This is a genomic window from Actinopolyspora alba, assembly GCF_900112765.1.
Lineage (GTDB): Bacteria > Actinomycetota > Actinomycetes > Mycobacteriales > Pseudonocardiaceae > Actinopolyspora > Actinopolyspora alba.
Genome location: NZ_FOMZ01000014.1, coordinates 25558 through 47095, shown reverse-complemented (window position 1 = coordinate 47095; position 21538 = coordinate 25558). Strand labels below are relative to the sequence as shown.

The following is a 21538-nucleotide window of genomic DNA, read 5'->3' as shown; positions in this document are numbered from 1 at the left end:
CCGCCGTTCACGGTGGGGAGCACGTCAAGCCGATGTACTCGTCTATTTCGTCGGCATCCTCGTAGTACCTTCCGCCCAGCCGGTCCTCCAGATAGACCACCCCCGGGTCGCCGGGGATCGCGAAGTCCATCAGGGTGAAGGGGCCGTGCAGGGCCGGGTGCACGCCGACGTCCGCGCCGAGGATCCGTGCGGCGACGTTCGTGCGTTCCGAGACGTCCGATAGGTGTTCGAGCTGTTCCCGCATGATCCGCGTGTCGCCGATACGTCGCCGCAGCACCGACTCGTCGATGACGGTCGTCAGTTCCAGCGGGGTGCCCTCGCGGTCCAGGACCCGCTGCCGGGGCAACCTGAGCTCGGTTCTGCGCACCGCCTCGTGATTGATGCGCACCCTGGAGCAGCCGAGCTTCGCCGCGGCCTCCTGCTGCGTGACGTCGGCGGCCTTGCGCATGCGCTGCAGTTCGAAAGCGATCATTCGGCGGTAGACCGCGGGGCTGAGCAGTCGTGTCATGTGATCACTCTCGCCGAGTCGCCACCGCGACCGAACGCGGGTGAGACGCTTCGGTCGCCGACGGCGATCCGGGTGGGGAGGCGAGTGGTGCGACCGCCGTTTCACCCGGTGCGGTTCCCGGTTCCGCCTGGGCGGAACCGGAGCTGAGCTACTTGATCACTCGGCAGAGGGAAGTTTCGGGATGTGCCCCCACGGAAGAGTGAGCAACAGCTGTGAAGATTGCCAGTTACTGTAACTCAGTTACTGTTACTGCCGTGTGGCAATCGGATTCCTCGTTCTGGGACGTGCTGGCGGCGGCCGTGTGCTGGTCATGTTGAGTTGGCCGCTGGTCTGTGTGCTACTCGGGAGGATCAGGGTCGCCCGGCGCGCGGTGTCGACCGCGCGGCCGTCCGTCGGGTGCTCGGAGACGGAGCCAGGATGACTCCCGGGACGGGGCCTCGTGTCCCGCTCCGCCCCCGGCGCGGTTTCCCGGCACGTCGCCACCCGATTTCCGCCACCCGGAGCGAGAGCCGACGGGAGGTTCCGCCGAGCGAGTAGCACGACAACCCGACCGGAAGACTTCGATCAGTCCGCCAGCCGCACCGTTACCTTCACGTCGTCCCGCTCCGGGCGCAGCGCTCGTTGCCACTCCGCCAGCGGCACCCTGCGCGAGATCAGCCCGTTCAACCACCCCTGGTCCGCCGCGTCCAGCGCGTGCACCGCACCGCGGTAGTGCCGCAGGTTCGCGCTCACGGTCCCCAGCACCGTGTCGTTGTCCAGCACGAGTTCGTCGTTGATCGCTCCGGCCGGGATCCGCGTCGTGTGGCCACCGCCGGAGAGCCCCAGCAGCACGGTGATCGCGTTTCGGGCGGTTCTGCGCAGTACGTCGAACACCACGTCCCCCGAGCCGGTGGCCTCGAACACCAGCTCCGGTTCGAAGTCCAGCTCGTCCAGCGAAGTGTGGTAACCGGCACCCAGCTCACGCACCAGATCCGGTTTCGCGCCCCGCTCGACCCGATCCATCACGTGTACGTCCAGTTCACGCTGCTTGCCGAGCAACGCCGCCAGCAGTCCCACCGGTCCGGCACCCGTGACCAGCACCCGGCGCGGTGCGAAGTAGGAGCGCCTGGCGACGAACTCGGCCTGCTCCCACGCCTTCTCCACGATCGAGGTCGGTTCGGTCAGCACCCCCAGCTCGCCCAGCCGGTGGGGCACCGGTACGGCGAACCTGGGTTCGACGGTCCAGCGCTGCGAACCGAACCCGTCGAGTCCCCTGATCCCGCACTCGGTGTACTCGCCGTTGCGGCAGAAGTCCCACTGCCCGGCCGCGCACGCCGGGCACGGCCGGGGATCGGGCCTGCGGACCACCCCCACGACGTGGTCGCCCTCCCGGAAACCGCTGATCGCGGGTGCGTAACTCACCCTGCCCAGCGACTCGTGGAACAGCACCATTCGCTCCCTGCCCGCGGGAGAAGCGCCGTGCTCGGACTCCACGACTTCCGCATCGGTCGAACACACCCCCGCCAGCAGGCCCTCGACCAGCAGCTCTCCCGGTTCCGGTGAAGGATCGGGCAGCTCGTCGACGGCCGAGGAGCCCGGTTTTCCCGGAATCACGGTCGCCGCTCGCAACGCCGGCTCCCTCCGTCGCGTCGACTGGACTCCTCGCGAGTGTGCCCGCCGTAGAGCATCGCCGCCGAGTTGACCAGGGCGAGATGGCTGAACGCCTGCGGGAAGTTGCCGGTGAACCGGTCCGCGTGGGGGTCGTACTCCTCGGCGAACAGGCCCACGTCGTTGCGCAGCCCCAGCAGTTCCTCGAACATTCGCTCGGCCTCCTCGCGCCTGTCGCACAGTGCGAGCGCGTCGACCAGCCAGAACGAGCAGGCCAGGAACGAGCCCTCGCGGCCCGTCAGGCCGTCGACGGAGTTCGTGCCCGGCTCGGTGCTGTAGCGGTCCACCAGCACGCCGTGCCGCAGTTCCCGCTCCACCGCGCGCACGGTGCCGCGGACCCGCTCGTCCTCGCCCGGCAGGAAGCCCAACGCCGGGATGAGCAGCGTCGCGGCGTCCAGCGTGTCGCCGCCGTAGTACTGGGTGAACGCGCCGAGTTCGGTGTTGAACCCCTCGCGCAGCACTTCCTCGTGCACCGAGTCCCGGATCTCGCGCCAGCGTTCCACCGGCCCGGGGAGGCCGTCCTCCTCCACGGCCCGGACGGCACGGTCGAACGCCACCCACACCATCACCCTGGAGTGGGTGAAGTGCCGGTCAGGCCCACGCACTTCCCAGAGCCCCTTGTCCGGCCGCCGCCAGATGGTCTCCAGGTGCTTGAGCATCCCCCGCTGCAGCGCCCAGGAGTCCGGGGTCTCCGTGACGCCCCGCTCGCGAGCGAGGTGCAGCGCGTCCATCACCTCGCCGAACACGTCCAACTGCAACTGGTCGTAGGCCGCGTTGCCGATCCGCACCGGCGAGATGTCCTGATAACCGGGCAGCCAGTCCGGTTCCCACTCCAGCAGGTGCCGTTCCCCACCGACGCCGTACATGATCTGCAGATCCGCCGGATCCCCCGCGACGGCCCGTAACAGCCACCGCCGCCACGAGGCAGCCTCCGCCGAGCACCCGAAGTTGTCCAGCGCCAGCAGCACCAGCGTGGCGTCCCGCAGCCAGCAGTAGCGGTAGTCCCAGTTGCGGTTACCGTCCAACGCCTCCGGCAGCGAGGTCGTCGGAGCCGCGATGATGCCGCCGGTCGGGGCGTAGGTCAGCGCCTTCAGAGTGGCCAGCGAACGGTACACCGGTTCGCGGTGCGGCCCGGTGTAGTTGATCCGGCGCGACCAGTCCCGCCAGAAGTCCTCGCTGTCCCGCACCTCCTGCACCGGATCCATCGGGGCGGGCAGGTCGTCCGGATCCGAGGACCACTGCAGCACCCAGGAGTAGCGTTGCCCACCGCTCACGGTGGTCGTGATCTCGTGCGCGCGCTCGTCGTCCTTGCGGGCGGGAAGCACGTCGCCGCGCAGCACCACGGTGTGCGGCCCGGCGAGCGCGAACAGGTACTCGTCCGGTACCGGCTCCCGCTCGCGGATGGTGCGGACCCACGGCATCGAGTGGCCGTAGGCGAACCGCACCACCCAGCGAATTCCGATCTCCACCTCGCCGGAGATCCCCTCGACGGTCCGCACCACGCACGGCTCGTCGTGGTGGTTCTTCTCGTGCGGGGGCATGCTGTCGATCAGCCGCACCACGCCGGTGTCGGTGTGGAAGTCCGTTTCCAGCACCAGCGAGTTGTCCCGGTACCGTCGCTCGACCCGCCGTACGGTGCCGGTCGGTGCGATGCGCCAGTGACCGTGGTGGTCGTCGCCCAACAGCCGGGTGAAGCAGGACGGGGAGTCGAACCTGGGCAGGCAGAGCCAGTCGATCGAGCCGTCCCTGCCCACCAGGGCGGCGGTACGCAGATCGGAAAGCAGCGCGTAGTGCTCGATCGGTCCGGGACCGCCGCGTCGTTGATCCTCACTCACAGGGTCGAGGCTAACCGCGTCGGTCACGAGTCCCGGGTTGTGGCGCGGGACACGTGCTGATCCCGGCCGGGTGCCGATGTGCTCGGCTCGCCCGATCGCGGCGAGTCTCTCTCGGACAGGTGATCCCCAGGGGCACAGGCGCCCGGGAGGACGGGCCGCCGAGGCGGGGCGGCTCAGTCCGAGGCTGGTCGACTCATTCCGAGGCGGGCGACTCGGCCAGCATGTCGTGGGGAATCACCGCGCGCACCGGGTCGTCCAGGTTCAGCCCCAGGTCCAGTCCGTCGAGCAGCTCGGGCAACCGCGCACCCGCGACGGTGCGGTAGCTCGGCCAGTCCTCCGGAACCCGGTTCACGGAGGTGCAGGCGGGTACGAGCCTGCTCCCGTCGTCCAGCTCCGCCTCGTAGAGCGCGTCCTCGTCGTCCTCCTCGGCGTAGAGCAGCAGCTCCCCCGCCAGCACGGCGGCCGGTAACTCGGACTCCGAGGCATGGCCGGTGGCGATCAGCTGCAGCACCCGTTCCAGCTCGTTGCTGGGTTCGAACGTGCTGGTGCCCGGTTCGTACTCGTCGTTGGGGTGGAACCGCTCGTCGATCTCTCCGGACTCGTCGATCCGGAACGCGCCGACCACACCTTCGGGCGGAACGTTCTCACCGGAGGCCTCGTAAGCCGGGTCCACGATGTAGAGCCAGCTGTTGGGGGTCTGCTTCGCCTGTTCCCGCATCTCCTCGGTGATCTGTGGTGCGTAGGGGGGTAGCGATTCGTCGGCTGCCATTTCGGTTCACGGCCCTTTCGGATGCGGTGGTCGGTTCGTACGGAGATCCCTCCCGTTCGAACGGATCCCGCACGGCAGTATGCGCCCCGGTCGTCGGGGCCGAGGGTCTCGGTCCGGTCCGACGCGTGGTTTCGATATGGCAACGGCTCTGTGCCGCACGGATGATCGGGATGCTTCGTGCGGGGGTAGGCGTGCAGACTAAACAGTCGATGCTCGTGTCGGGGCGAGCAGGTGGGTGGGAGGTGGTTGCTCTTGATCGGACAACGAGAAGCGTTGCGGTTGACCGGTTGCGAGGCGTTCGATCCCCGCGGTAGTCGGATCGGCGTCGTCGGCCGGATGTTCGTGGATGATGACACCGAGCAGCCCGCTTGGATAACGGTGCAGACCGGGTTGTTCGGTACCAACGAGAGTTTCGTTCCGCTGGCCGGTGCCGCGTTCGACGGTGACACGCTCACCGTGGCCGTCGATCGGGAAACGGTTCGGCGAGCGCCGCGCGTCGCACTCGAGGAGGGCGACCTGGAACCGGAGCAGGAGACGAAGCTGTACGCGCACTACGGGATGCGCTACGGAGTGAACACGCCGGAACCGGTGCTGCCCTTCGAGGAGACGCCACGACGCTCCACCGCGATGGCGGGTAGCCAGGTGCGGGCCGTCCGCACCCGGTTGCGGCGTTGGGCGGCGGCTCCCCAGTAGGAAGTCGCCAGTAGGAGTTCGCCCGCCCGTGCGTCACGCGGGTAATGCCTCGCGGAATCTTCCGCCGGCTCTCGCTTCGGGCGGCCCGGCACGAGTGGCGAGCCACGCCACGTCGGGTGGCCCCGGCGAGAGCGCGCGGGAGACCCGCCCCGCCCGGCCGAAGTGATTCGATTTCCCGCGAGTGTCGAAGAATCGCGTTAAGATGTTTTTCGGTCCGGTTACGGAGAGCGCCTGTTCTGGCCCGCGCTTGTCTCCCTTGGTCGGGTGAAAAATCCGCCCTGTCCGATTTATCCGTAATGATTCGATCTTCGTGTTCGCACTTCGGAACGCTTGAGTCCGTCGTTCGTTCTAAGCCCTACGGCTGGTTGGGCTCCCTCTAAAGTGGGTTCCGCGACATGTACGGCTCGGATACTTTGCCGCGCAGGAGAGGACAACGGTCCGCTCCTGGCCGGGCACCCACTGAGAGGGGTAATCGTGCCGAGTATTCAAGCCGGAATGCCGCGACCCGCGGATCCGACACCCCGGAACCCGACCGTGAACAGCACCGCGGCCGGACACGACGCGCACACCAGAGCGCGGAAAGCCGTGGAATCCGTGAGCCGCTCGACCGTGGGAGCGGCCGGCGTACTACGGGTCGTACACGGTGCCGAGCGGATCGGCAGCACCGCACACCGCCTGCAGCGTGGTGCGAGCAGCCTCGTGCGTGGCGTGGTCAAACCGCCCTACGCCGCCACCGAGCCGCTGGACACCCTGGAGTGCCACAAACTCGCCGAGGGCGTCGAGTACCGAGTGCTCTACGACCGTGCCGCGTTGGCCCGTCCACCGCAGCTCGACACGACCACACGCATGATGCAGCGGGGCGAGCAGGCACGGGTGGTGCAATTCGCTCCCACGAAACTGCTGATCGTCGACGACGAGTTCGGGCTGCTGCCGCTGACCGCCGGGCCCGACGAGCTGGAGAGCGCGGTGCTGCTGCGCGATTCGGCGATGCTCACCGCCCTGATCCGCGTCTTCGACGACCTGTGGCGACCGGCGGCCCCGCTGCGGGAGTCCGTGGCGTCCGCCGAACCGGACGTCCCCACCGACGAGGAGCGCTGGATCCTGTCGCTGCTGGCCTCGGGAGCCACCGACGACGCCATCGGAAGGCTGATGGGATTCAGCTCCCGTACGGCCCATCGCAGGGTGCGCGAGCTCGTCGCCAGGCTGGGAGTGGAGACCCGGTTCCAGGCCGGAGTTCGGGCGGTGCAGCTGGGCTGGCTCTGAGCCGGACCGTTCCGCGTCCGAGGTGTCGAGGGGCGCTCGGTCGGCGACCGGTGTCGTGCCGCTCCCGGCGGGCTCGTAGGCTGCCGGACATGCCGGCCCGACGAGACGTCGACCCCGCTGAGCTGCGTACCGCCGTGGCCGCCACGCTGCCGTGGCTGGACGACCGAGCGCCGCGCCCCGGGCGAAGCGAACTGGCCCGGGCGGTGCGGCTGAGCCTGCGCACCCTCGAACAGCTGGCCCCCGGTCACACGGTGGAGGTCCGGGTGCCCCCCTTCTCGGCAGTGCAGTGCGTTTCCGGCCCGCGGCACACCAGGGGGATACCGCCCAACGTCGTCGAGACCGATCCGCACACCTGGCTTTCCCTCGCCACGGGAAAACTCGGCTGGGACCGAGCGATCCGGCAGGAGCTGATCGTCGCCTCCGGCTCCCGAGCCGATCTCTCGTGGTGGCTCCCGTTGCTGCGCATCGCCGATCCCGAGGGGCGCGCCCCGGAGAAGTGACCGGCCCCACCCTCGGGAGGTGGATACGGCGGGATGACACACGGTTTACACTGAGGTGTAACTCCGACTCCGTCCTTCAGGGAGTTTTCGGTGGTCACCGACCTGCCATATCCGGGCAGCGCCGAGGCGGTCGAGCAGGACACCCCACGCGAGGAATGTGGTGTCTTCGGCGTTTGGGCGCCCGGCGAGGAAGTCGCCAAGCTCGCCTTCTACGGACTGTTCGCACTACAGCACCGGGGCCAGGAGGCCGCGGGCATATCCGTCGGCGACGGCTCGCAGATGCTCGTCTACAAGGACCTGGGGCTGGTCAGCCAGGTCTTCGACGAGCAGGTCCTGGCCTCGCTGCGGGGACACGTGGCCGTGGGACACGCGAGGTACTCCACCACCGGTGGCAGCACCTGGGAGAACGCCCAGCCCACCTTCCGGACCACGGTCACCGGCCGCGGTCTCGCGCTGGGGCACAACGGCAACCTCGTCAACACCGCGGAGCTGTTCGACCGCGCCGTGGAGCAGGGTGCCGACACAGCCGTGGGCAACGCCTCCTCCGCCTCCAGCGCCTGCCAACGCGCCACCTCCGATTCCGACCTGGTGTGCGGGCTGCTGGCGGTCAACGCCGCCGACAAGGGCGTGGAGCAGGCCGCGATGGAACTGCTGCCGACGGTTCGCGGCGCGTTCAGCATGGTCTTCTCCGACGAGTCGACGCTCTACGCGGCCAGGGACCCGCACGGTGTCCGCCCGCTGGTGCTCGGCCGCCTGGAGCGCGGCTGGGTGGTGGCCAGCGAGACGGCCGCGCTGGACATCATCGGCGCTTCCTTCGTGCGCGAGGTCGAGCCGGGCGAACTGCTGGCCATCGACTCCGAGGGGCTGCGTTCCCAGCGGTTCGCCAATCCCGAACCCAAGGGCTGCGTGTTCGAGTACGTCTACCTGGCGAGGCCGGACACCACGATCGCGGGGCGCTCGGTGCACAGCACCAGGGTGGAGATCGGGCGCAGGCTGGCTCGGGAGCACCCCGTCGATGCCGACCTGGTGATGCCGGTACCGGAGTCCGGAACCCCGGCTGCCATCGGGTACGCCCAGGAAGCCGACATCGCCTACGGCAACGGCCTGGTCAAGAACGCCTACGTGGGCCGTACTTTCATCGAACCGTCCCAGACCATCCGCCAGCTCGGCATCCGGCTCAAGCTCAACCCGCTGCGAGAGGTGATCCGGGGCAAGCGGCTGGTCGTGGTCGACGACTCCATCGTGCGCGGCAACACCCAGCGCGCCCTGGTGAAGATGTTGCGCGAGGCCGGAGCGCTCGAGGTCCACGTCAGGATCGCCTCGCCGCCCGTGCGCTGGCCCTGCTTCTACGGGATCGACTTCGCCTCCCGGGCCGAACTCGTGGCCAACGGGCTCGACCTCGACGGGGTCCGGCAGTCGATCGGTGCCGACTCGCTGGGCTACGTCTCGCTGGACGGGCTGGTGGCCGCTTCCGAGCAGCCCCGCAACCGGTTGTGCGCGGCCTGTTTCGACGGCAACTACCCGATCCCGATCCCGGAGGAGGACCGGATCGGCAAACACCTGTTGGAGAACCCCGAGCCCAAGGATGGGGAGACCGCGGGCTCGTCCGACCCGGTGTTACCGAGTGGATACGGAGCCGAGGAAGCCGTGAGCAGACCGTGACGCTTCGGCGTCGGGAGAGGGGGCGTCGGATGGGGCGAAGACCCGGCGCAGTGGCTTCCCTCTCTTCGAAACGTCCTCGCAACTTTCGCGGCGCCGTGCTCGTTACCTCGATCGCCCATGCTCACGCGTAGCGTGGGCGTGCGGCACACGGCTACGCACATCGCATCCGAAACGCGCACCAGACCTGGAGCAAGACGTGTCCGAAGACCTGCTGGCAGGGTCGAATTCCGGTCCCTCCGACCCGGAGGGCCCCGCAGCCACCTATGCCGATGCCGGGGTCAGTATCGAAGCGGGCGATGAGGCCGTCGAGCGGATGCGTCCCCTGGCGGCCCGTGCCACGCGCCCCGAGGTGCTCGGTTCCATCGGTGGCTTCGCCGGCTTGTTCCAGCTCAAACTGGACCGTTGGACCGAACCGGTGCTCGCCTCCTCCACCGACGGGGTGGGCACGAAGCTCGCGATCGCGCAGGCCATGGACATCCACGACACCGTGGGTATCGACCTGGTGGCGATGGTGGTCGACGATCTGGTGGTCTGCGGCGCCGAGCCCATGTTCCTGCAGGACTACATCGCCACCGAGTCGGTCGACCCGGACCGGATAAGCAGTCTGGTCAAAGGGGTCTCCGACGGCTGCGTCCAGGCGGGATGTGCGCTGCTCGGCGGTGAGACCGCCGAGCACCCCGGCATGATGGCCCCCGGTGAGTACGACATCTCGGCCACCGGCGTCGGCGTGGTCGAGGCCGACGACATGCTGGGGCCGGACCGGGTTCGCCCCGGGGACGTGCTGATCGGGATGCGCTCGTCCGGGCTGCACTCCAACGGGTTCTCGCTGGTTCGCCGCGTGCTGCTCGAGCAGGCCAGGATGCCGCTCAACGGGCACGTCGAGGAGTTCGGGCGCACGCTCGGCGAGGAGCTGCTGGAACCGACGCGCATCTATGCCAAGGAGTGCCTGTCGCTGGCGGCCGAGGCCGAGGTGCGGGCCTTCGCGCACATCACCGGTGGTGGGCTCGCCGCCAACCTCGAACGCGTGTTGCCCAGCGGGCTCAGCGCCGTGATCGACCGGGGGAGCTGGACGCCGGATCCGGTTTTCGGGTTGATCGGGCAGCGCGGCAGGTTGGACAACGCCGAGATGGAGCGCACCTTCAACATGGGGGTGGGCATGGTGGCAGTGGTGGCCGCCGAGGACGTGGACCGTGCGCTGGCCGTCTCCACGGCCAGGCATCTGCCCGCCTGGGTGCTGGGTGAGGTGGCCAAGGACTCCACGGGCTCCGAGGCCGGGGAACGGGTCGTACTGCGGGGGAACCACCCCAGGTTCTGAACTCGGCGTCCGCATCCGCAGGCCACTGCCGCTGATCCCCTGCGGCCGGCCCGTTGCGGCTGGTTCCCTCTCGCGAGCAACGGCGGGAGGCTCCGGTGGTGACTCCGCAAGCGTGGAATATACCCCTCTGGGGTACTCGTTGAGTGGAACGAGTCGCGATCACGGAGGAGTCGATGTCGACACCAGCAGCTTCCTGGACCATGGCCGCTTCGGCGACGCTGCACTGCCTGACCGGCTGCGCCATCGGCGAGGTCCTGGGGATGGTCATCGGAACAGCGCTGGGACTGCACAACGCCGCGACCGTCGCTCTCGCCGTCGTGCTGGCGTTCGTCTTCGGCTACAGCCTCACCATGCGCGGTGTGCTGCGTGCCGGGGTGGGGTTCAAGCGCGCGCTGCGGTTGGCCCTCGCCGCCGACACCCTCTCTATCGCGGTGATGGAGCTGGTGGACAACCTGGTGATGGTGGGCATCCCCGGGGCGATGCACGTGGGGCCGGCCGACTGGTTCTTCTGGGCGGCGCTGGCGTTCGCGCTGGCGATGGCCTTCCTGCTGGCGTTGCCGGTGAACAAGTGGATGATCGGTCGTGGCCTGGGGCACGCCGTGGTGCACGGTGCGCACGCGCACTGAGCCCGAGCCTCCCTACGGACGATTCCGGCCGGGCAATACGGAACCCACCGAGCCGCATCACCGAAAACGGTGACACAACTCGGTGGGATCTCCGAACAATCGGTCGCGTAACCGGCGCATCAGTCCCGGTCGGTCGTGATGCCGGCCGTTGACTCGCCCGCCGACAGGAACCCGAAACCCGGTCGACGAATGAACCCGTCACTCGTCGACGTGGCCGCGTTCAGCTTCGGTGGTCGTCTTCCCTGTCGTCGTAGTAGTAATCTTCCTCTTCGTACCACTCAGGGGTGTAGTCAGAGGAAAGTTCACGCTCCAACGCCCCGAGGTCAACACTGGGGGAATTGTACTTCAGCTCGCGGGCCACTTTCGTCTGCTTGGCCTTGGCACGGCCGCGCCCCATGGCTCGACCCCCTCGCGCAGGGTTTGCGGGGCGGCCAGGGGAACGGCGGCCCCGCATGAATCTCGACAACCTTTTCCTGTAACTACCGTACCGTGCCGATGCGGTTCTTCGCGACGTGGTAGGCCAACCCGCTCTACCTGCGGCGGGTGATGTGGGCCGCAGCGGTTCCCGGCGGTTGTCACACGGGACGGGCACTGCCGATCCCGTTCCACCGGCATGGCAACATACACGCTGTGCCGGAGCCGTTCGTCGCCTACATGAGGGTGTACGAGCCCCTGTCGTCATTCGAGTCGCCCCGACGTGAACAGCTCTCCGAAGCGCTGGATCAGGGTGCTGTGGATCCGGTCGGAGTGGGATCTCGGGAACAGCACAGGTGGCTGCGTACCCAACTGTCCATCCGTCCGCGACTGCTTCCGGGGGAAGCGGTCGACGGTACCGCCCAGGGGCCGGACGAGGTGCTGGCCCTCGACGCCGAGGAGGTTCCCACGGGGGATTCCTCCGCCGTGGGCCCGGGGCCGCTCGTCTGTCCGCTGGACCTGCGCGGTCGCGCCGCCGCCGCGTTGGTCGGTTTCATCGGCGCGGCTGACCCACCGCTGCGAACAGCCGCCCTGAACGTTCCCGAGGACACCGCCAAGTCCAAGGCCTCCGCCGTGGTGCAGGAGCTCTCCGACAGCGCGGTCCACGTGATCTCCTCGACCTGGACCATCCCGCTGCCGTGGTTCGCCGTGGTGGATCCGGAGCAGCGCACCGTGCTCCACGACGAGCACGGGCGGATCAGGCGGCTCTACTGGCTGACCTCGATGGCCGACGCCCGCAGGCGGGTCTCCCGGGCGCACACCGTCACGAGGAACACCCTCGGTGACGAGGGGCCACCGAAGATTCTGCGGGAGACCGGGCGCTGGCTGGAACGGTTCCACCCCCACGCGGCCGTGGAACTGGACTACGGCGGTCTGGTGCAGATGATGTCCGACGAGGATCTGGAGGCGGACTCCTCCGCCGAGGACGTGCACGCGATCGTCGACGCCATGGAGCTCGGCCACACCACCGAAGTGGGGGAGCGCTACGAGGCGTTGCGCGAGTTCTGGGCCGAGCTGGCCGCGCACGAACGCTACAACTGATCGCAGCGACTGGTCGCAGCGACTGATCGGAGCCTTCCCGCCGCCTCGACGCGGGCGCTCGATCGACGGGCCGGGCGGCCTCCGTCACTTCGGTGGCCGCCCCGGCCGTCTCGGTCCTGCTCCCTGACTCCGTCCGTAACGATCCCGCTCGTGCGGATCCCGTTCGTCCCCGCACAGGACAGCGCCGGTCGGGATCAGTCGAACAACCCCTTGAGCGCGCGGACGGTGCCCATCCGGCGACCTCCGCCCAGCACGCCGCTCTCCGCCAGTTCCGCCAGGTTCTCGTTGTCGATCCCCACCGCGCGCAGCGCGGCCACCGCCACCGGCAGCCTGGCCCGCGCCGAGCCGTCCGCGATCTTCAGGGCGATCGCGTGCCCGTCGGGCAGTGCCAGCGCCAGCACGCCCTCGACCCCCGACTTGCTCAACAGGCCCGGGACGGCGCGCATCAGCAGCGTGTCCTCGCGCTCGGTCCCCGCCACGAACCACGGGTGCGCCCGCATGGCGTCGGCCACCCGCCGTTCGGGCGTATCGGTGGCCGCCGTGACCATGCTCCGGAACGTACGGGCGAGCCCGGTCAGCGAGAGGGCGAACAGCGGAGCTCCGCAGCCGTCCACCGAGACCGAGTCGATCGGTTCGCCCGCCAGGTCGGCCACGGCCTCGTGCAGCTCGATCTGCAGCGGATGCTTGGGATCCAGGTAGTCCTCGGTGGCCCAACCCCGCTGCGTGCAGGTGGCCAGCATCGCGGCGTGCTTGCCCGAGCAGTTCATGGTGATGCGCTGCTTGCCGAATCCCTCGGAAGCACGCCGGTCCCGCTCGTCCTCGCGCAGCGGCCAGTCGGTGGGGCAGCTCAGCGCGTCCTCGGTCAGGTCGTGGCGGTGCAGCACCTCCCTGGTGCGCAGCACGTGTTCCGGCTCCCCGTTGTGGGACGCCGCCGCCATGGCGAGGTCGATCTCCTCGTCCAGCCGCAGCCCGGCCCGCAGCATTCCCACCGCCTGCGCCGGTTTGTTCGCCGAACGCGGGTACATCGGGCGATTGACCTCACCCGCGAAGTGCGACACCCGCCCGTCCGGCGCCAGCACCACCGCGGAGCCGTGGTGCAGCCCCTCCCGGATCTCGCCACGAACCAGCTCCACCAGCGGACTCTGCTCGACCTGCTCGTTCAATGCCCGTCCCTTTCCGCGGCCAGTAATTCGTCCACCGAGGCGACGCCCTCGCGGTACCGTCGGGCGATCTCGTCGTTGAGTGCGTCGACCACCGCCTGCACCTGCTTGCGCCTGGTGGAGACGGACTCCTCCTCCGAGTCGAAGGCCCGCAGCGCGGCGTCGAGCTTCGCGGCCGACAGCGACATCACGTCGGACAGATCCACATCCGAGACCAGTGCCTCCACGTGCCTGCGGTGTGCCTCGACCCGCGAGGGTTCCACAGTCTGGTACCGCCCCGAACCGGTGGCCGGTCCGACGGCGTTGTCCGAGAGGATGCCGACCAGTTCCTCCACCACGGTGGCGGAACCGTTCTCGGCGCGTCTGCGCTGTTCCGCCCGCACGATGTCGATCCGCGCGTGCAGCATCCGGCGCAGATAGGAAAGGTCGGTCTCCTCCTGTGCGGCTTCGTCCCGCAACGAGCGGACTTCATCGAGATCACGTTGTTCCAGACCGCCCGCGAACTCCGGGTCCAGAACCCGGTCGATGCGTCGGCGGCCCCCGGGGCGCACTTCGATCACGGCTAAATCCTCTGCATCCAGGCGCTGACTTCGCCGGAGCCGGCACTTCGGCGCTCGATTACCCACATCCTAGGGGAGGCGATCCACCACTTGGGGCGTTCGGAGGTGTGCCGCCCGGTTGAGTCACCCGGACAGGCCGAACACTCCACGAACGTGGGATACCGACAGTGGCGATCGCTGCGCTATCTTCGCCACACCGGCCGCACGTGCCACCAGTTGTGCGTTGTCCCGCACCGGTTCTCCCGGCGAGTACTCCAGTGTGTCCGCCATTCCCACCCGGACGTGCCCGTTCGTCGCCAACGTGGCCAGCAGCATCGGCACTGCCGTGTCGTCCAGACCGGTGACCGTGTAGCTCGCCCTCTCCGGCAGCCGTGCCACGGCCCTGCTCAACGTCTCCGGGTCACCGTGCATACCGGAGTCGGTGGCCGAACCGAAGACCAGAACCGCGTGCACCGGTCCGGTTTCCGCCGCGCAACGCATTCGCAGCGTGTCCAGCTGTTCCAGCTCCCGCACCTCGTGGTGCACCGCGATCCCCCGTGCCCGCGCTCCCTCCCGCAGGGCGGTGACGAAGTCCTCCGGTGCGTCCACCGGACAGGTCAGCACCTCGGCGCCGGAGTCCAGCAGGGTGGTCAGGGTTTCCGACCGGGCGTAGGCGGCCACGCGCACCACCAGGTCCGTCCGGTTGTGCACAGCGGTCACCACGTCCGGAACCGAGGTGTCGTGTCGCGGCTCCAGGTCGATGACGGAAGCGCCCACCCGTGCGCAGGAAGCCGCCGCCGCGGCGACCTCCTCGCTGCCCACCGGCAGTGCGGGGACATCGGCTTTCGCGTGGGCTCCCGTCGCCGCGACCGTGATGATCGTTCCCGGTCGCGCCCGCGAGCTGGCTGGATCGGTTGACGGCGCTGTCATGCTTCGATCTTGGCACAGTCGCACCTCGCGGTGTCCCCCGTGGCGAGCACCGTTCCCGGATTTCACCGACGCGGCTCGACGGCTCTCGCACGGTGTTCGCAAGGCGGCCCCACCCGACCGGCGTCGGCGGGCGACCCGTCGTTCGGAGTGACCGTGGCGCACGAGCCGCCGATCCGACGGCCGCGGGGACGCGTCACCCGATCAGTGGCCGCGGACCCGCTGCGCGGCGATCCTGCCCGGCGGTTCCCCGGTGTCCGGCGGCACCGAGTCCGGGTCCACCGCCGCGGCCACCTGGCGTTCCTGCTCGGCATCGCCTGCCAGCAGCTCCTCGTCGACGGGGGCCGAGCGCTTCAACAGCGCCAGCGTCACCGGGCCGAGCTCGTGGTGCAGCACCACGCTGCCCACCCGCCCCACGGTGCGTTCGCCGTGCAGCACCGGATCACCGGTCTCGGGACGTATCTCCACCGAACCGTCGAGGTGCAGCAGCAGCATCCTGCGCGGCGGCTTGCCCACGTTGTGCACCTTGGCCACGGTCTCCTGGCCGCGGTAGCAGCCCTTGGCCACGTGAGCCGCGGTGTGGATCCAGCCCAACTCGTGCGGGATGGCGCGGTCGTCGGTGTCCAGCCCCACCCGGGGGCGCAGCGCCTCCACGCGCAGCGCCTCGTAGGTCATGCTGCCCGCTCTGCGCGCGCCGTTGCCGGTCAACCGCATCCACCAGTCGACCATCGAATCCCGGGGTACCAGCAGGTCCGCGGTGAAGATCTGCCGGAACGGCACGTGCCGCACCAGGCCACCACCGGGCAGTCCGCTCACCCCGTAGGGTTCGGCGGGCACCGTCACGCCGGACTCCTCGAGCACCTCGCCCGCCCGTGGCCCGATCACGGTGAACACGGCGAACTCCTCGGTGGCCTCGCGCGGCTGGACGTCGGACCAGAAGCGCATCGCCTCCAGGTACTCCGGCAGCGACTGGGTGCCGTCGGTGCCCATGGTGGGCAGTGCGCTGGTCGCCGTGGAGCCTGCCTCGCAGTCCAGGTAGACGACCCCGTCGTGGTGGGCCACCATCATGTGGCTGTCCACCCGGCCCTGGTTGTCCAGCACCAGCGCCTCGGTGCCCCGGTCCTCCGCCAGTTCGGTGAGGTGCTGGGACAGCACCAGGTGCAGCCAGCTCAGGCGCTCCCCGCCCGGTACCGCGATCACCTGCCGGTGCGAACGATCCACGATCGCGGCGCCACGCGCGGCCGCGCGCTGTTCCCCGAACGGGTCACCGAAGTGCCACGGCACCCCGAAATCGGGGGAGTCCTCGGGTGCGGGCACCGCACCGGGAAGTTCGAGCAGCGGTGAGTTCATCCTTCTCCCATCGGGGGATCCCCGGCGGTTCGGTCGCGGGGCCGTCCGGTCGGGTGCTGTTCGGTGTTCACGTGGCGACTCAGTCGCCTTCGGCAGGTTTGCTCTCGCCAGGGTCAGCTCCGTGCGGAGCCTCGATATTCCCGTCCTGGTCCGCCTCCTCGGCCAGGCAGGTGGCGCAGGTCCCGGAGAGCGCGAGATGGGTGGCGTCCAGTGCGAAGCCGCGTTCGCTGCGCAGCAGCCCACCGAGCTCTTCCAACCACTCGCAGGGCACCTCGTCGATCCCGCCGCAGCGGTGGCAGACCAGGTGCACGTGTTCGTGCTCCTCCACGGAGTAGGTGGGAGCCCCGTGCCCCAGGTGGGTGTGCCGCACCAGCCCGAGCTGCTCCAGCAGGTCGAGGGCGCGGTAGACGGTGGTGATGTTGACCGTCGGCGTCGTGCGCTGGACGTGTCTGCACACCTGCTCCGGTGTCGCGTGGGCCAGCTCCCGCACGGCGTCCAGCACCAGCTGGCGTTGCGGGGTCATGCGCCTGCCCCGCCGGTGCAGCGTGCTGCGCAGCGCGGGTTTCGTGGCACTCCGCGCCGGACCCGCGCCCGACGGTGTCGTGTTCGTGCCCCGTTCGTCGTCCTGCCTCATCCGAGCTCCCCGCGGGTAACGGTCCGCGCAACGTTCTCCAGCGCTTCGGCCGACTCTCGGTTCCGATCGTACGACCGGGTGAGCCGGCGCGGCCCGCTCGGGCACCCGGGTGTGTGGGTTCTAGGCTGCGAGTATGCGCATTCTGGCTCTGCTGGACGGCACCCTGGCCGACCCCGAGGTCCCGCTGCTGCGTTCCGACGATCTCGGGGTGCAGCGTGGTGACGGGATCTTCGAGACGATCCTGGCGGTCGACGGCAATCCACGGGAGATCGAGGCCCACCTGGACCGGTTGGAGCGCTCCGCCCGGCTGATGGAACTGTCGCTGCCCGAACGGGCGAGCTGGCACCGCGCCGTGCGGACGGTGCTCGCGGAGTGGCCGTGGGACAGCGAGCCGGAGAGCGCGATCAAACTCGTGTGCACCAGGGGCCTGGACGGTGGGGACGGCACCCCGACCGCGTTCGTCTCGGGGCAGTCGCTGTCGGCGGAGCTGATGCGCAAGCGTGCCGAGGGCATTTCCGTGGTGACCCTGGAGCGCGGCATCGACCCCGGGATGATGGAGCGCGCCCCCTGGCTGCTGCTCTCGGCCAAGACGCTGTCCTACGCGGTCAACATGGCCGCCCTGCGCGAGGCGGAGCGACGCGGCGCCGACGAGGTCGTGTTCACGGCGACCGACGGTTCCCTGCTGGAGGGGCCCACCTCCAACGTGGTGCTGGCGGAGGGCGGCAGGCTGGCGACCCCACCGCCGAGCTCCGGCATCCTGCGGGGCACCACCCAGGGCGCGTTGTTCCGGGCCGCCGAGGAAACCGGCTGGTCGACCGCCGTGGAGCCGATCGCCGCCGAGCGGTTGTGGCACGCCGACGGTGTCTGGCTGGCGTCGAGCATCCGCAAGATCACCCAGGTGCACACCGTGGACGGCACATCCGTGGCCACCGACCCGGGGCTGCACGAGCGGATCTGCAAGCTCTACGAGTCGCAGTACTGACGGTGACCTCGGTGGGCCGGTAGTGACCCGCGCGGTACAGGAGCGTCCCCCGCTACGACGGACTGCGGCGGGACGGACTTCGGCGGGACGGCGTCGATTTCTCGCGAAATCGTCACGCCTACGGCGAGGGGAACGGAAAACCTCGATCACGTCCCGGAACCGGCCCGCCTCGAAGCGGCCCAGGCTTCAGCCGACCACGCGTTCCAGCTTGGCGGAGAGGCGGGGCTGCAGCTCGTGCTCCGAGGTGGCGCGTTCCTCGACGTAGGCCAGCGAGCCGTCCACCACGCCGTACAGCCTGGTCGTGGCGGTCACGTCCTCCGAAGTCGGGGTGCGCAGCACCGCGTCGGTGGACAACTGCCAGCTGGTCTGGTTGAGGGGGTTGCCGAAGAACATCTCCGCGATGCCGGAGGAGTGCACCAGCAGCAGCTCGATGCTGTCGTCGGGCTGCGGTCGCCACCAGCCCAGCTCGCGGAAGGCGGGCTCCACGATCTCGCCGCCCTCGCCGTCCAGCTTCCAGGCGCGGCTCTCGTAGTACAGGAACGGCCTGCCGTCGTGGGCGAAGGTCACCTGCTGCAGGAAGCGGTACTTCTCGTCCAGCGTGGGGTGGTTGGCCTCGCCCTCGCCCCGCCAGACACCGACCAGCGGCAGCAGCCCCAGGCAGGCGCCGTTGAGCTCCGGGCCCATGCGCAGGTTCGCGGTGTCCCCGATTCCCGGCAGGTCGTCGAACTCGGGAATGTTGCGCCCGCGGGTCTTCTCCGCGCGCTCGGCCTGGGCGCGCACCGCCGCGTCACCGCTGCCGGGCTGCGGTTGACCGTTGGACGGGCCTGACTGTTCGGACGGCTGGTTGGGCGTGGCAGACATCGCCTTCGAGGTTACCTCGAAGGCTCGCCGCGTTCGTCGCCGCTCCCCCGTCCGGTGGTGGGTGGATCAGTCGCTGTGCAGGCGATACACCACGTAGAAGGCGAACCAGACCGTCGCCAGGGCGGCGATCCCCACCAGAGTGACCAGGCCGTAGTGCACGAAGTCGATGAGTGTCACGGCTGTAAGCATAACCACCACCCGGCTCGAGTGGGATGTGGTCTCAGGCATGATCTGCTCGGGCCAGAGGGTTGCCAAGCCGCGTTTCGGTGCTCAGCGGGTCTGGGGCCGGCGCCGAGGAGACGGGGATCACATGGAGTTCGCGACGCTGCGGGACAAGGCGATGAACTACCGGGAGTGGCTACTCGGGCGCAAGTCCGAGATCGATCCGGAGTTCCCCTGGTACCCCTTCGACACCATCGCCAACATGCTTCACCTGGACGGGTTGTTGTCCGGGGACAACCGGGCCGTGTTCGACCGGTTGGCGGGGCAACGGATCGCCGATATCGGCGCCGCCGACGGTGATCTGGGCTTCTTCCTGGAATCCCAGCTGGGATGCCGACTGGACGTGGTCGACACCTCGGCTCCCAACTACAACGGACTGCGTGGCGCACGGCTGCTCGCCGAGCGGTTGGGCTCCGAGGCGGACATCCACGACGTGGATCTGGACAGCCAGTTCCGGCTACCGGCCGAGCACTACCGCGCCGTGTTGTTCCTCGGTCTGCTGTACCACCTGAAGAACCCGTTCTACGTGTTGGAGACGTTGGCCCGGCACAGCGAACTCTGCTTCGTCTCCACCCGGATCGCGCAGCTGAGCCCGGACCACGGGACCCGGTTCGCCGAGCAGCCGGTGGCCTATCTGCTTCACCCGACCGAGGCGAACAACGACGCCACGAATTTCTGGATCTTCTCGGAGGCCGGGCTGCGCAGGTTGTTCGATCGCACGGGTTGGGAGGTGCTCGACTTCACCACCGTCGGCCGCACCACGGACTCCGATCCGGCCGCGCAGGACCGTGACGAGCGGGCGTTCGCCCTGCTGCGTTCCCGCGACTTCGGGGAGTGAGACCGAGTTCGGGGGGTGTCGGCGCGGGGAGCGCCGACACCGACCTCCGGTGTCACGCCACGGCGATCTCCACCTCGTGCAGCCCCGGCCCGTTCGCGGCCACCTCGGACTCGCCGCTGCCGTCGCGGTGCAGCGCACGGACGGTCCAGGTTCCCTCGGCCGCGTAGAACCGGAAGTCACCGCTCTCGGCGGAGACGACCTCGGCGGTGAACTCGCCCGCCGGGTTCAACAGTCGGACGAAGGCGCCGCCCACCGGCTGACCACCGGAACGCACCTTGCCCGCCACGACGGTCTGGTCACCGGTGTCCGCACCCGCGGTCGACTGATCCGGTGCTCCGCATCCACTGCTCACGATCATGCCTCCTGCTCACTCGGGTTCTCGATCGGCACGCCGACCAGCGAGCCGTACTCGGTCCAGGAACCGTCGTAGTTCTTCACGTTCTGGTGCCCCAGCAGTTCGTGCAGCACGAACCAGGTGTGCGAGGAACGCTCGCCGATCCTGCAGTAGGCGATCGTGTTCCTCGACTCGTCGAGCCCGGCCTCGTTGTAGACCTTGCGCAGCTCGTCGTCCGACTTGAAGGTGCCGTCCTCGTTGGCCGCGCGGCTCCAGGGGACGTTGATCGCCGAGGGGATGTGACCGCCACGCTGTGCGGATTCCTGCGGCAGGTGCGCGGGGGCGAGCAGCTTCCCGGAGAACTCGTCGGGCGAGCGCACGTCGACCAGGTTGCGCTCACCGATCGAATCCACGACCTCGTCGCGGAACGCGCGGATCGAGCTGTCCGGCTCACCCGCGACGTAGTTGGTGGCGGGGCGCTCCGGGACCTCCTTGGTCAGTTCCCGGCCGTCCAGCTCCCACTTCTTGCGGCCGCCGTCGAGCAGCCGCACGTCGCGGTGCCCGTAGAGCTTGAAGTACCAGTAGGCGTAGGCGGCGAACCAGTTGTTGTTGCCGCCGTAGAGGATCACCGTGTCGTCGTTCGAGATCCCCTTGGCGGAGAGAAGCTTGCCGAAGTCCTCCCGGCCCACGAAGTCACGCCGCACGTGGTCCTGCAGTTCGTTGCGCCAGTCGAGCTTGACCGCGCCGCGGATGTGTCCACCGTCGTAGGCTGTGGTGTCCTCGTCCACCTCGGCGAACACGACCCCGTCGGTATCCAGGTTCTGTTCGGCCCAGTCGGTGGTTACCAGGACCTGTTCACGACTCATCGAGCGACTCCTTTGCTCGTATCGGCGAAGTGAATTCTCAGCGGATTTCGGAGGTCGAGCCCGCGGGAACCAACCTCCGGATCAACGGATACAACCGGCAACCGAGGCAGTAGCCGAAGGCGGCGTTGAGCAGCGCGGCGACCAGTGCCAGCGCGTTCGCCGTCACCCCCAAGAGGAGCCACTCTCCGGCGTATCCGACGGTTGCCACCAGGGTGCAGGCGAATCCGATTCCCTGGGCGAAACGAACCGGTGCGGGGTCCTCGTACGACTGCTCGTCACCCTCGGGCAACCGAGGGCGCACCGTTTGCCGGTAGAGGTGTCCCCACGGATTGACGCGTAACCCCACGAACGCGCACAGCGCGAACAGCGCGGTCTGTGCGGCCAGTATCCGCCAGCTCCCGGTCAGCAGCCCCAGGACGAGGATGCCGCTGGTGATCCATGCCGTGAAACGGACACCGCGTGGATCGAGGCGGTCATCACTGGGCATGGTGT

General features: G+C 69.0%; 23 protein-coding genes. 9 read left to right on the top strand and 14 right to left on the bottom strand.

Annotated elements, in window-relative coordinates:
* Positions 1-7: 7 nt before the first annotated feature.
* The 4 genes from BM150_RS19285 to BM150_RS19270 form a co-directional block, all read right to left on the bottom strand.
* The gene (locus tag BM150_RS19285) at positions 8-508 is read right to left on the bottom strand and encodes a DUF5753 domain-containing protein (protein ID WP_092928730.1); all 501 of its coding nucleotides are present in this window, start codon (positions 506-508) and stop codon (positions 8-10) included.
* A 564-nt stretch (positions 509-1072) separates the two neighbouring features.
* On the bottom strand, positions 1073-2116 hold the full coding sequence (locus tag BM150_RS19280) for a glucose 1-dehydrogenase (RefSeq protein ID WP_092928729.1): 1044 nt from the start codon (positions 2114-2116) through the stop codon (positions 1073-1075).
* Positions 2098-3990 carry a glycoside hydrolase family 15 protein gene (locus BM150_RS19275; protein WP_092928728.1) on the bottom strand — a complete coding sequence of 631 codons (1893 nt, stop codon included), beginning with the start codon at positions 3988-3990 and terminating at the stop codon, positions 2098-2100. The genes BM150_RS19280 and BM150_RS19275 overlap by 19 nt, the downstream gene beginning before the upstream one ends.
* Positions 3991-4183: 193 nt before the next feature.
* Positions 4184-4759 (bottom strand): type VII secretion system-associated protein, encoded by a 576-nt coding sequence (locus BM150_RS19270; protein ID WP_092928727.1) that lies wholly within the window; start codon positions 4757-4759, stop codon positions 4184-4186.
* A 252-nt stretch (positions 4760-5011) separates the two neighbouring features.
* On the opposite strand from BM150_RS19270, the gene BM150_RS19265 reads away from it, so the two are divergent.
* The 6 genes from BM150_RS19265 to BM150_RS19240 all read left to right on the top strand — a co-directional run bounded on the left by BM150_RS19265 (position 5012) and on the right by BM150_RS19240 (position 10818).
* Positions 5012-5452: a PRC-barrel domain-containing protein gene (locus BM150_RS19265; RefSeq protein ID WP_092928845.1), complete on the top strand. Its 441-nt coding sequence runs from the start codon at positions 5012-5014 to the stop codon at positions 5450-5452.
* Positions 5453-5986: 534 nt separating this feature from the next.
* Positions 5987-6715 carry a response regulator transcription factor gene (locus BM150_RS19260; RefSeq protein ID WP_092928843.1) on the top strand — a complete coding sequence of 243 codons (729 nt, stop codon included), beginning with the start codon at positions 5987-5989 and terminating at the stop codon, positions 6713-6715.
* An 89-nt stretch (positions 6716-6804) separates the two neighbouring features.
* Positions 6805-7215 (top strand): sterol carrier family protein, encoded by a 411-nt coding sequence (locus tag BM150_RS19255; protein ID WP_092928726.1) that lies wholly within the window; start codon positions 6805-6807, stop codon positions 7213-7215.
* A 90-nt stretch (positions 7216-7305) separates the two neighbouring features.
* Positions 7306-8877: an amidophosphoribosyltransferase gene (gene purF / locus BM150_RS19250; RefSeq protein WP_092928725.1), complete on the top strand. Its 1572-nt coding sequence runs from the start codon at positions 7306-7308 to the stop codon at positions 8875-8877.
* A gap of 196 nt (positions 8878-9073) precedes the next feature.
* Entirely contained in the window at positions 9074-10192 is a 1119-nt protein-coding gene (purM, locus tag BM150_RS19245) for a phosphoribosylformylglycinamidine cyclo-ligase (RefSeq protein ID WP_092928724.1), read from the top strand.
* Between the two features lie 173 nt (positions 10193-10365).
* On the top strand, positions 10366-10818 hold the full coding sequence (locus BM150_RS19240) for a DUF4396 domain-containing protein (RefSeq protein ID WP_217641758.1): 453 nt from the start codon (positions 10366-10368) through the stop codon (positions 10816-10818).
* A gap of 220 nt (positions 10819-11038) precedes the next feature.
* On the opposite strand, the gene BM150_RS19235 is transcribed toward BM150_RS19240, so the two are convergent.
* Complete coding sequence (locus BM150_RS19235; RefSeq protein WP_092928723.1) at positions 11039-11215, bottom strand: DUF3073 domain-containing protein; 177 nt, start codon at positions 11213-11215, stop codon at positions 11039-11041.
* A 233-nt stretch (positions 11216-11448) separates the two neighbouring features.
* On the opposite strand from BM150_RS19235, the gene BM150_RS19230 reads away from it, so the two are divergent.
* Positions 11449-12333, top strand: coding sequence for a DUF8083 family protein (locus tag BM150_RS19230; protein ID WP_092928722.1), 885 nt, complete (start codon positions 11449-11451; stop codon positions 12331-12333).
* Between the two features lie 194 nt (positions 12334-12527).
* Here the strand turns inward: BM150_RS19230 and BM150_RS19225 are convergent, their stop codons facing one another.
* The 5 genes from BM150_RS19225 to BM150_RS19205 form a co-directional block, all read right to left on the bottom strand.
* A complete protein-coding gene (locus BM150_RS19225) occupies positions 12528-13496 on the bottom strand; it encodes an asparaginase (RefSeq protein WP_092928721.1) in 969 nt (322 codons plus the stop codon).
* Positions 13493-14053 carry an RsiG family protein gene (locus BM150_RS19220; protein ID WP_092928720.1) on the bottom strand — a complete coding sequence of 187 codons (561 nt, stop codon included), beginning with the start codon at positions 14051-14053 and terminating at the stop codon, positions 13493-13495. The genes BM150_RS19225 and BM150_RS19220 overlap by 4 nt, the downstream gene beginning before the upstream one ends.
* 123 nt (positions 14054-14176) lie before the next feature.
* Positions 14177-14962 carry a 3-keto-5-aminohexanoate cleavage protein gene (locus tag BM150_RS19215; RefSeq protein WP_092928719.1) on the bottom strand — a complete coding sequence of 262 codons (786 nt, stop codon included), beginning with the start codon at positions 14960-14962 and terminating at the stop codon, positions 14177-14179.
* 201 nt (positions 14963-15163) lie between these two features.
* On the bottom strand, positions 15164-16309 hold the full coding sequence (gene ygfZ / locus BM150_RS19210) for a CAF17-like 4Fe-4S cluster assembly/insertion protein YgfZ (protein ID WP_175496913.1): 1146 nt from the start codon (positions 16307-16309) through the stop codon (positions 15164-15166).
* A 79-nt stretch (positions 16310-16388) separates the two neighbouring features.
* Positions 16389-16832: a Fur family transcriptional regulator gene (locus BM150_RS19205; RefSeq protein ID WP_342752601.1), complete on the bottom strand. Its 444-nt coding sequence runs from the start codon at positions 16830-16832 to the stop codon at positions 16389-16391.
* A gap of 244 nt (positions 16833-17076) precedes the next feature.
* Between BM150_RS19205 and BM150_RS19200 the strand changes: the two genes are divergently transcribed.
* Positions 17077-17925 carry an aminodeoxychorismate lyase gene (locus BM150_RS19200; protein WP_092928717.1) on the top strand — a complete coding sequence of 283 codons (849 nt, stop codon included), beginning with the start codon at positions 17077-17079 and terminating at the stop codon, positions 17923-17925.
* A 186-nt stretch (positions 17926-18111) separates the two neighbouring features.
* Here BM150_RS19200 and BM150_RS19195 read toward each other — a convergent pair whose 3' ends face one another.
* Positions 18112-18786 (bottom strand): heme-binding beta-barrel domain-containing protein, encoded by a 675-nt coding sequence (locus tag BM150_RS19195; RefSeq protein WP_092928716.1) that lies wholly within the window; start codon positions 18784-18786, stop codon positions 18112-18114.
* A gap of 310 nt (positions 18787-19096) precedes the next feature.
* On the opposite strand from BM150_RS19195, the gene BM150_RS19185 reads away from it, so the two are divergent.
* Positions 19097-19846: a methyltransferase domain-containing protein gene (locus BM150_RS19185; protein WP_092928714.1), complete on the top strand. Its 750-nt coding sequence runs from the start codon at positions 19097-19099 to the stop codon at positions 19844-19846.
* A gap of 52 nt (positions 19847-19898) precedes the next feature.
* Here the strand turns inward: BM150_RS19185 and BM150_RS19180 are convergent, their stop codons facing one another.
* Genes BM150_RS19180 through BM150_RS19170 form a run of 3 tightly spaced genes read right to left on the bottom strand, consistent with a single transcriptional unit; the run spans position 19899 to position 21533 of the window.
* Positions 19899-20204, bottom strand: a complete 306-nt coding sequence (locus BM150_RS19180) for a DUF1416 domain-containing protein (RefSeq protein WP_092928713.1) — start codon at positions 20202-20204, stop codon at positions 19899-19901.
* Entirely contained in the window at positions 20201-21046 is an 846-nt protein-coding gene (locus BM150_RS19175; RefSeq protein ID WP_092928712.1) for a sulfurtransferase, read from the bottom strand. Before BM150_RS19175 ends, BM150_RS19180 begins: the two co-directional genes overlap by 4 nt.
* Before the next feature lie 37 nt (positions 21047-21083).
* Positions 21084-21533 (bottom strand): DUF4395 domain-containing protein, encoded by a 450-nt coding sequence (locus BM150_RS19170; protein WP_092928711.1) that lies wholly within the window; start codon positions 21531-21533, stop codon positions 21084-21086.
* Positions 21534-21538 lie beyond the last annotated feature (5 nt).

Excerpts from the sequence above, each read along its gene's own strand:
- BM150_RS19195 (WP_092928716.1), bottom strand. The coding sequence starts at position 18,786 with ATGTCTGCCACGCCCAACCAGCCGTCCGAACAGTCAGGCCCGTCCAAC.
- BM150_RS19205 (WP_342752601.1), bottom strand. The coding sequence starts at position 16,832 with ATGACCCCGCAACGCCAGCTGGTGCTGGACGCCGTGCGGGAGCTGGCC.
- BM150_RS19170 (WP_092928711.1), bottom strand. The coding sequence starts at position 21,533 with ATGCCCAGTGATGACCGCCTCGATCCACGCGGTGTCCGTTTCACGGCA.
- BM150_RS19215 (WP_092928719.1), bottom strand. The coding sequence starts at position 14,962 with ATGACAGCGCCGTCAACCGATCCAGCCAGCTCGCGGGCGCGACCGGGA.
- ygfZ (WP_175496913.1), bottom strand. The coding sequence starts at position 16,309 with ATGAACTCACCGCTGCTCGAACTTCCCGGTGCGGTGCCCGCACCCGAG.
- BM150_RS19270 (WP_092928727.1), bottom strand. The coding sequence starts at position 4,759 with ATGGCAGCCGACGAATCGCTACCCCCCTACGCACCACAGATCACCGAG.
- BM150_RS19200 (WP_092928717.1), top strand. The coding sequence starts at position 17,077 with ATGCGCATTCTGGCTCTGCTGGACGGCACCCTGGCCGACCCCGAGGTC.
- BM150_RS19180 (WP_092928713.1), bottom strand. The coding sequence starts at position 20,204 with ATGATCGTGAGCAGTGGATGCGGAGCACCGGATCAGTCGACCGCGGGT.
- BM150_RS19235 (WP_092928723.1), bottom strand. The coding sequence starts at position 11,215 with ATGGGGCGCGGCCGTGCCAAGGCCAAGCAGACGAAAGTGGCCCGCGAG.
- BM150_RS19240 (WP_217641758.1), top strand. The coding sequence starts at position 10,366 with ATGTCGACACCAGCAGCTTCCTGGACCATGGCCGCTTCGGCGACGCTG.
- BM150_RS19185 (WP_092928714.1), top strand. The coding sequence starts at position 19,097 with ATGGAGTTCGCGACGCTGCGGGACAAGGCGATGAACTACCGGGAGTGG.
- BM150_RS19175 (WP_092928712.1), bottom strand. The coding sequence starts at position 21,046 with ATGAGTCGTGAACAGGTCCTGGTAACCACCGACTGGGCCGAACAGAAC.
- BM150_RS19255 (WP_092928726.1), top strand. The coding sequence starts at position 6,805 with ATGCCGGCCCGACGAGACGTCGACCCCGCTGAGCTGCGTACCGCCGTG.
- BM150_RS19285 (WP_092928730.1), bottom strand. The coding sequence starts at position 508 with ATGACACGACTGCTCAGCCCCGCGGTCTACCGCCGAATGATCGCTTTC.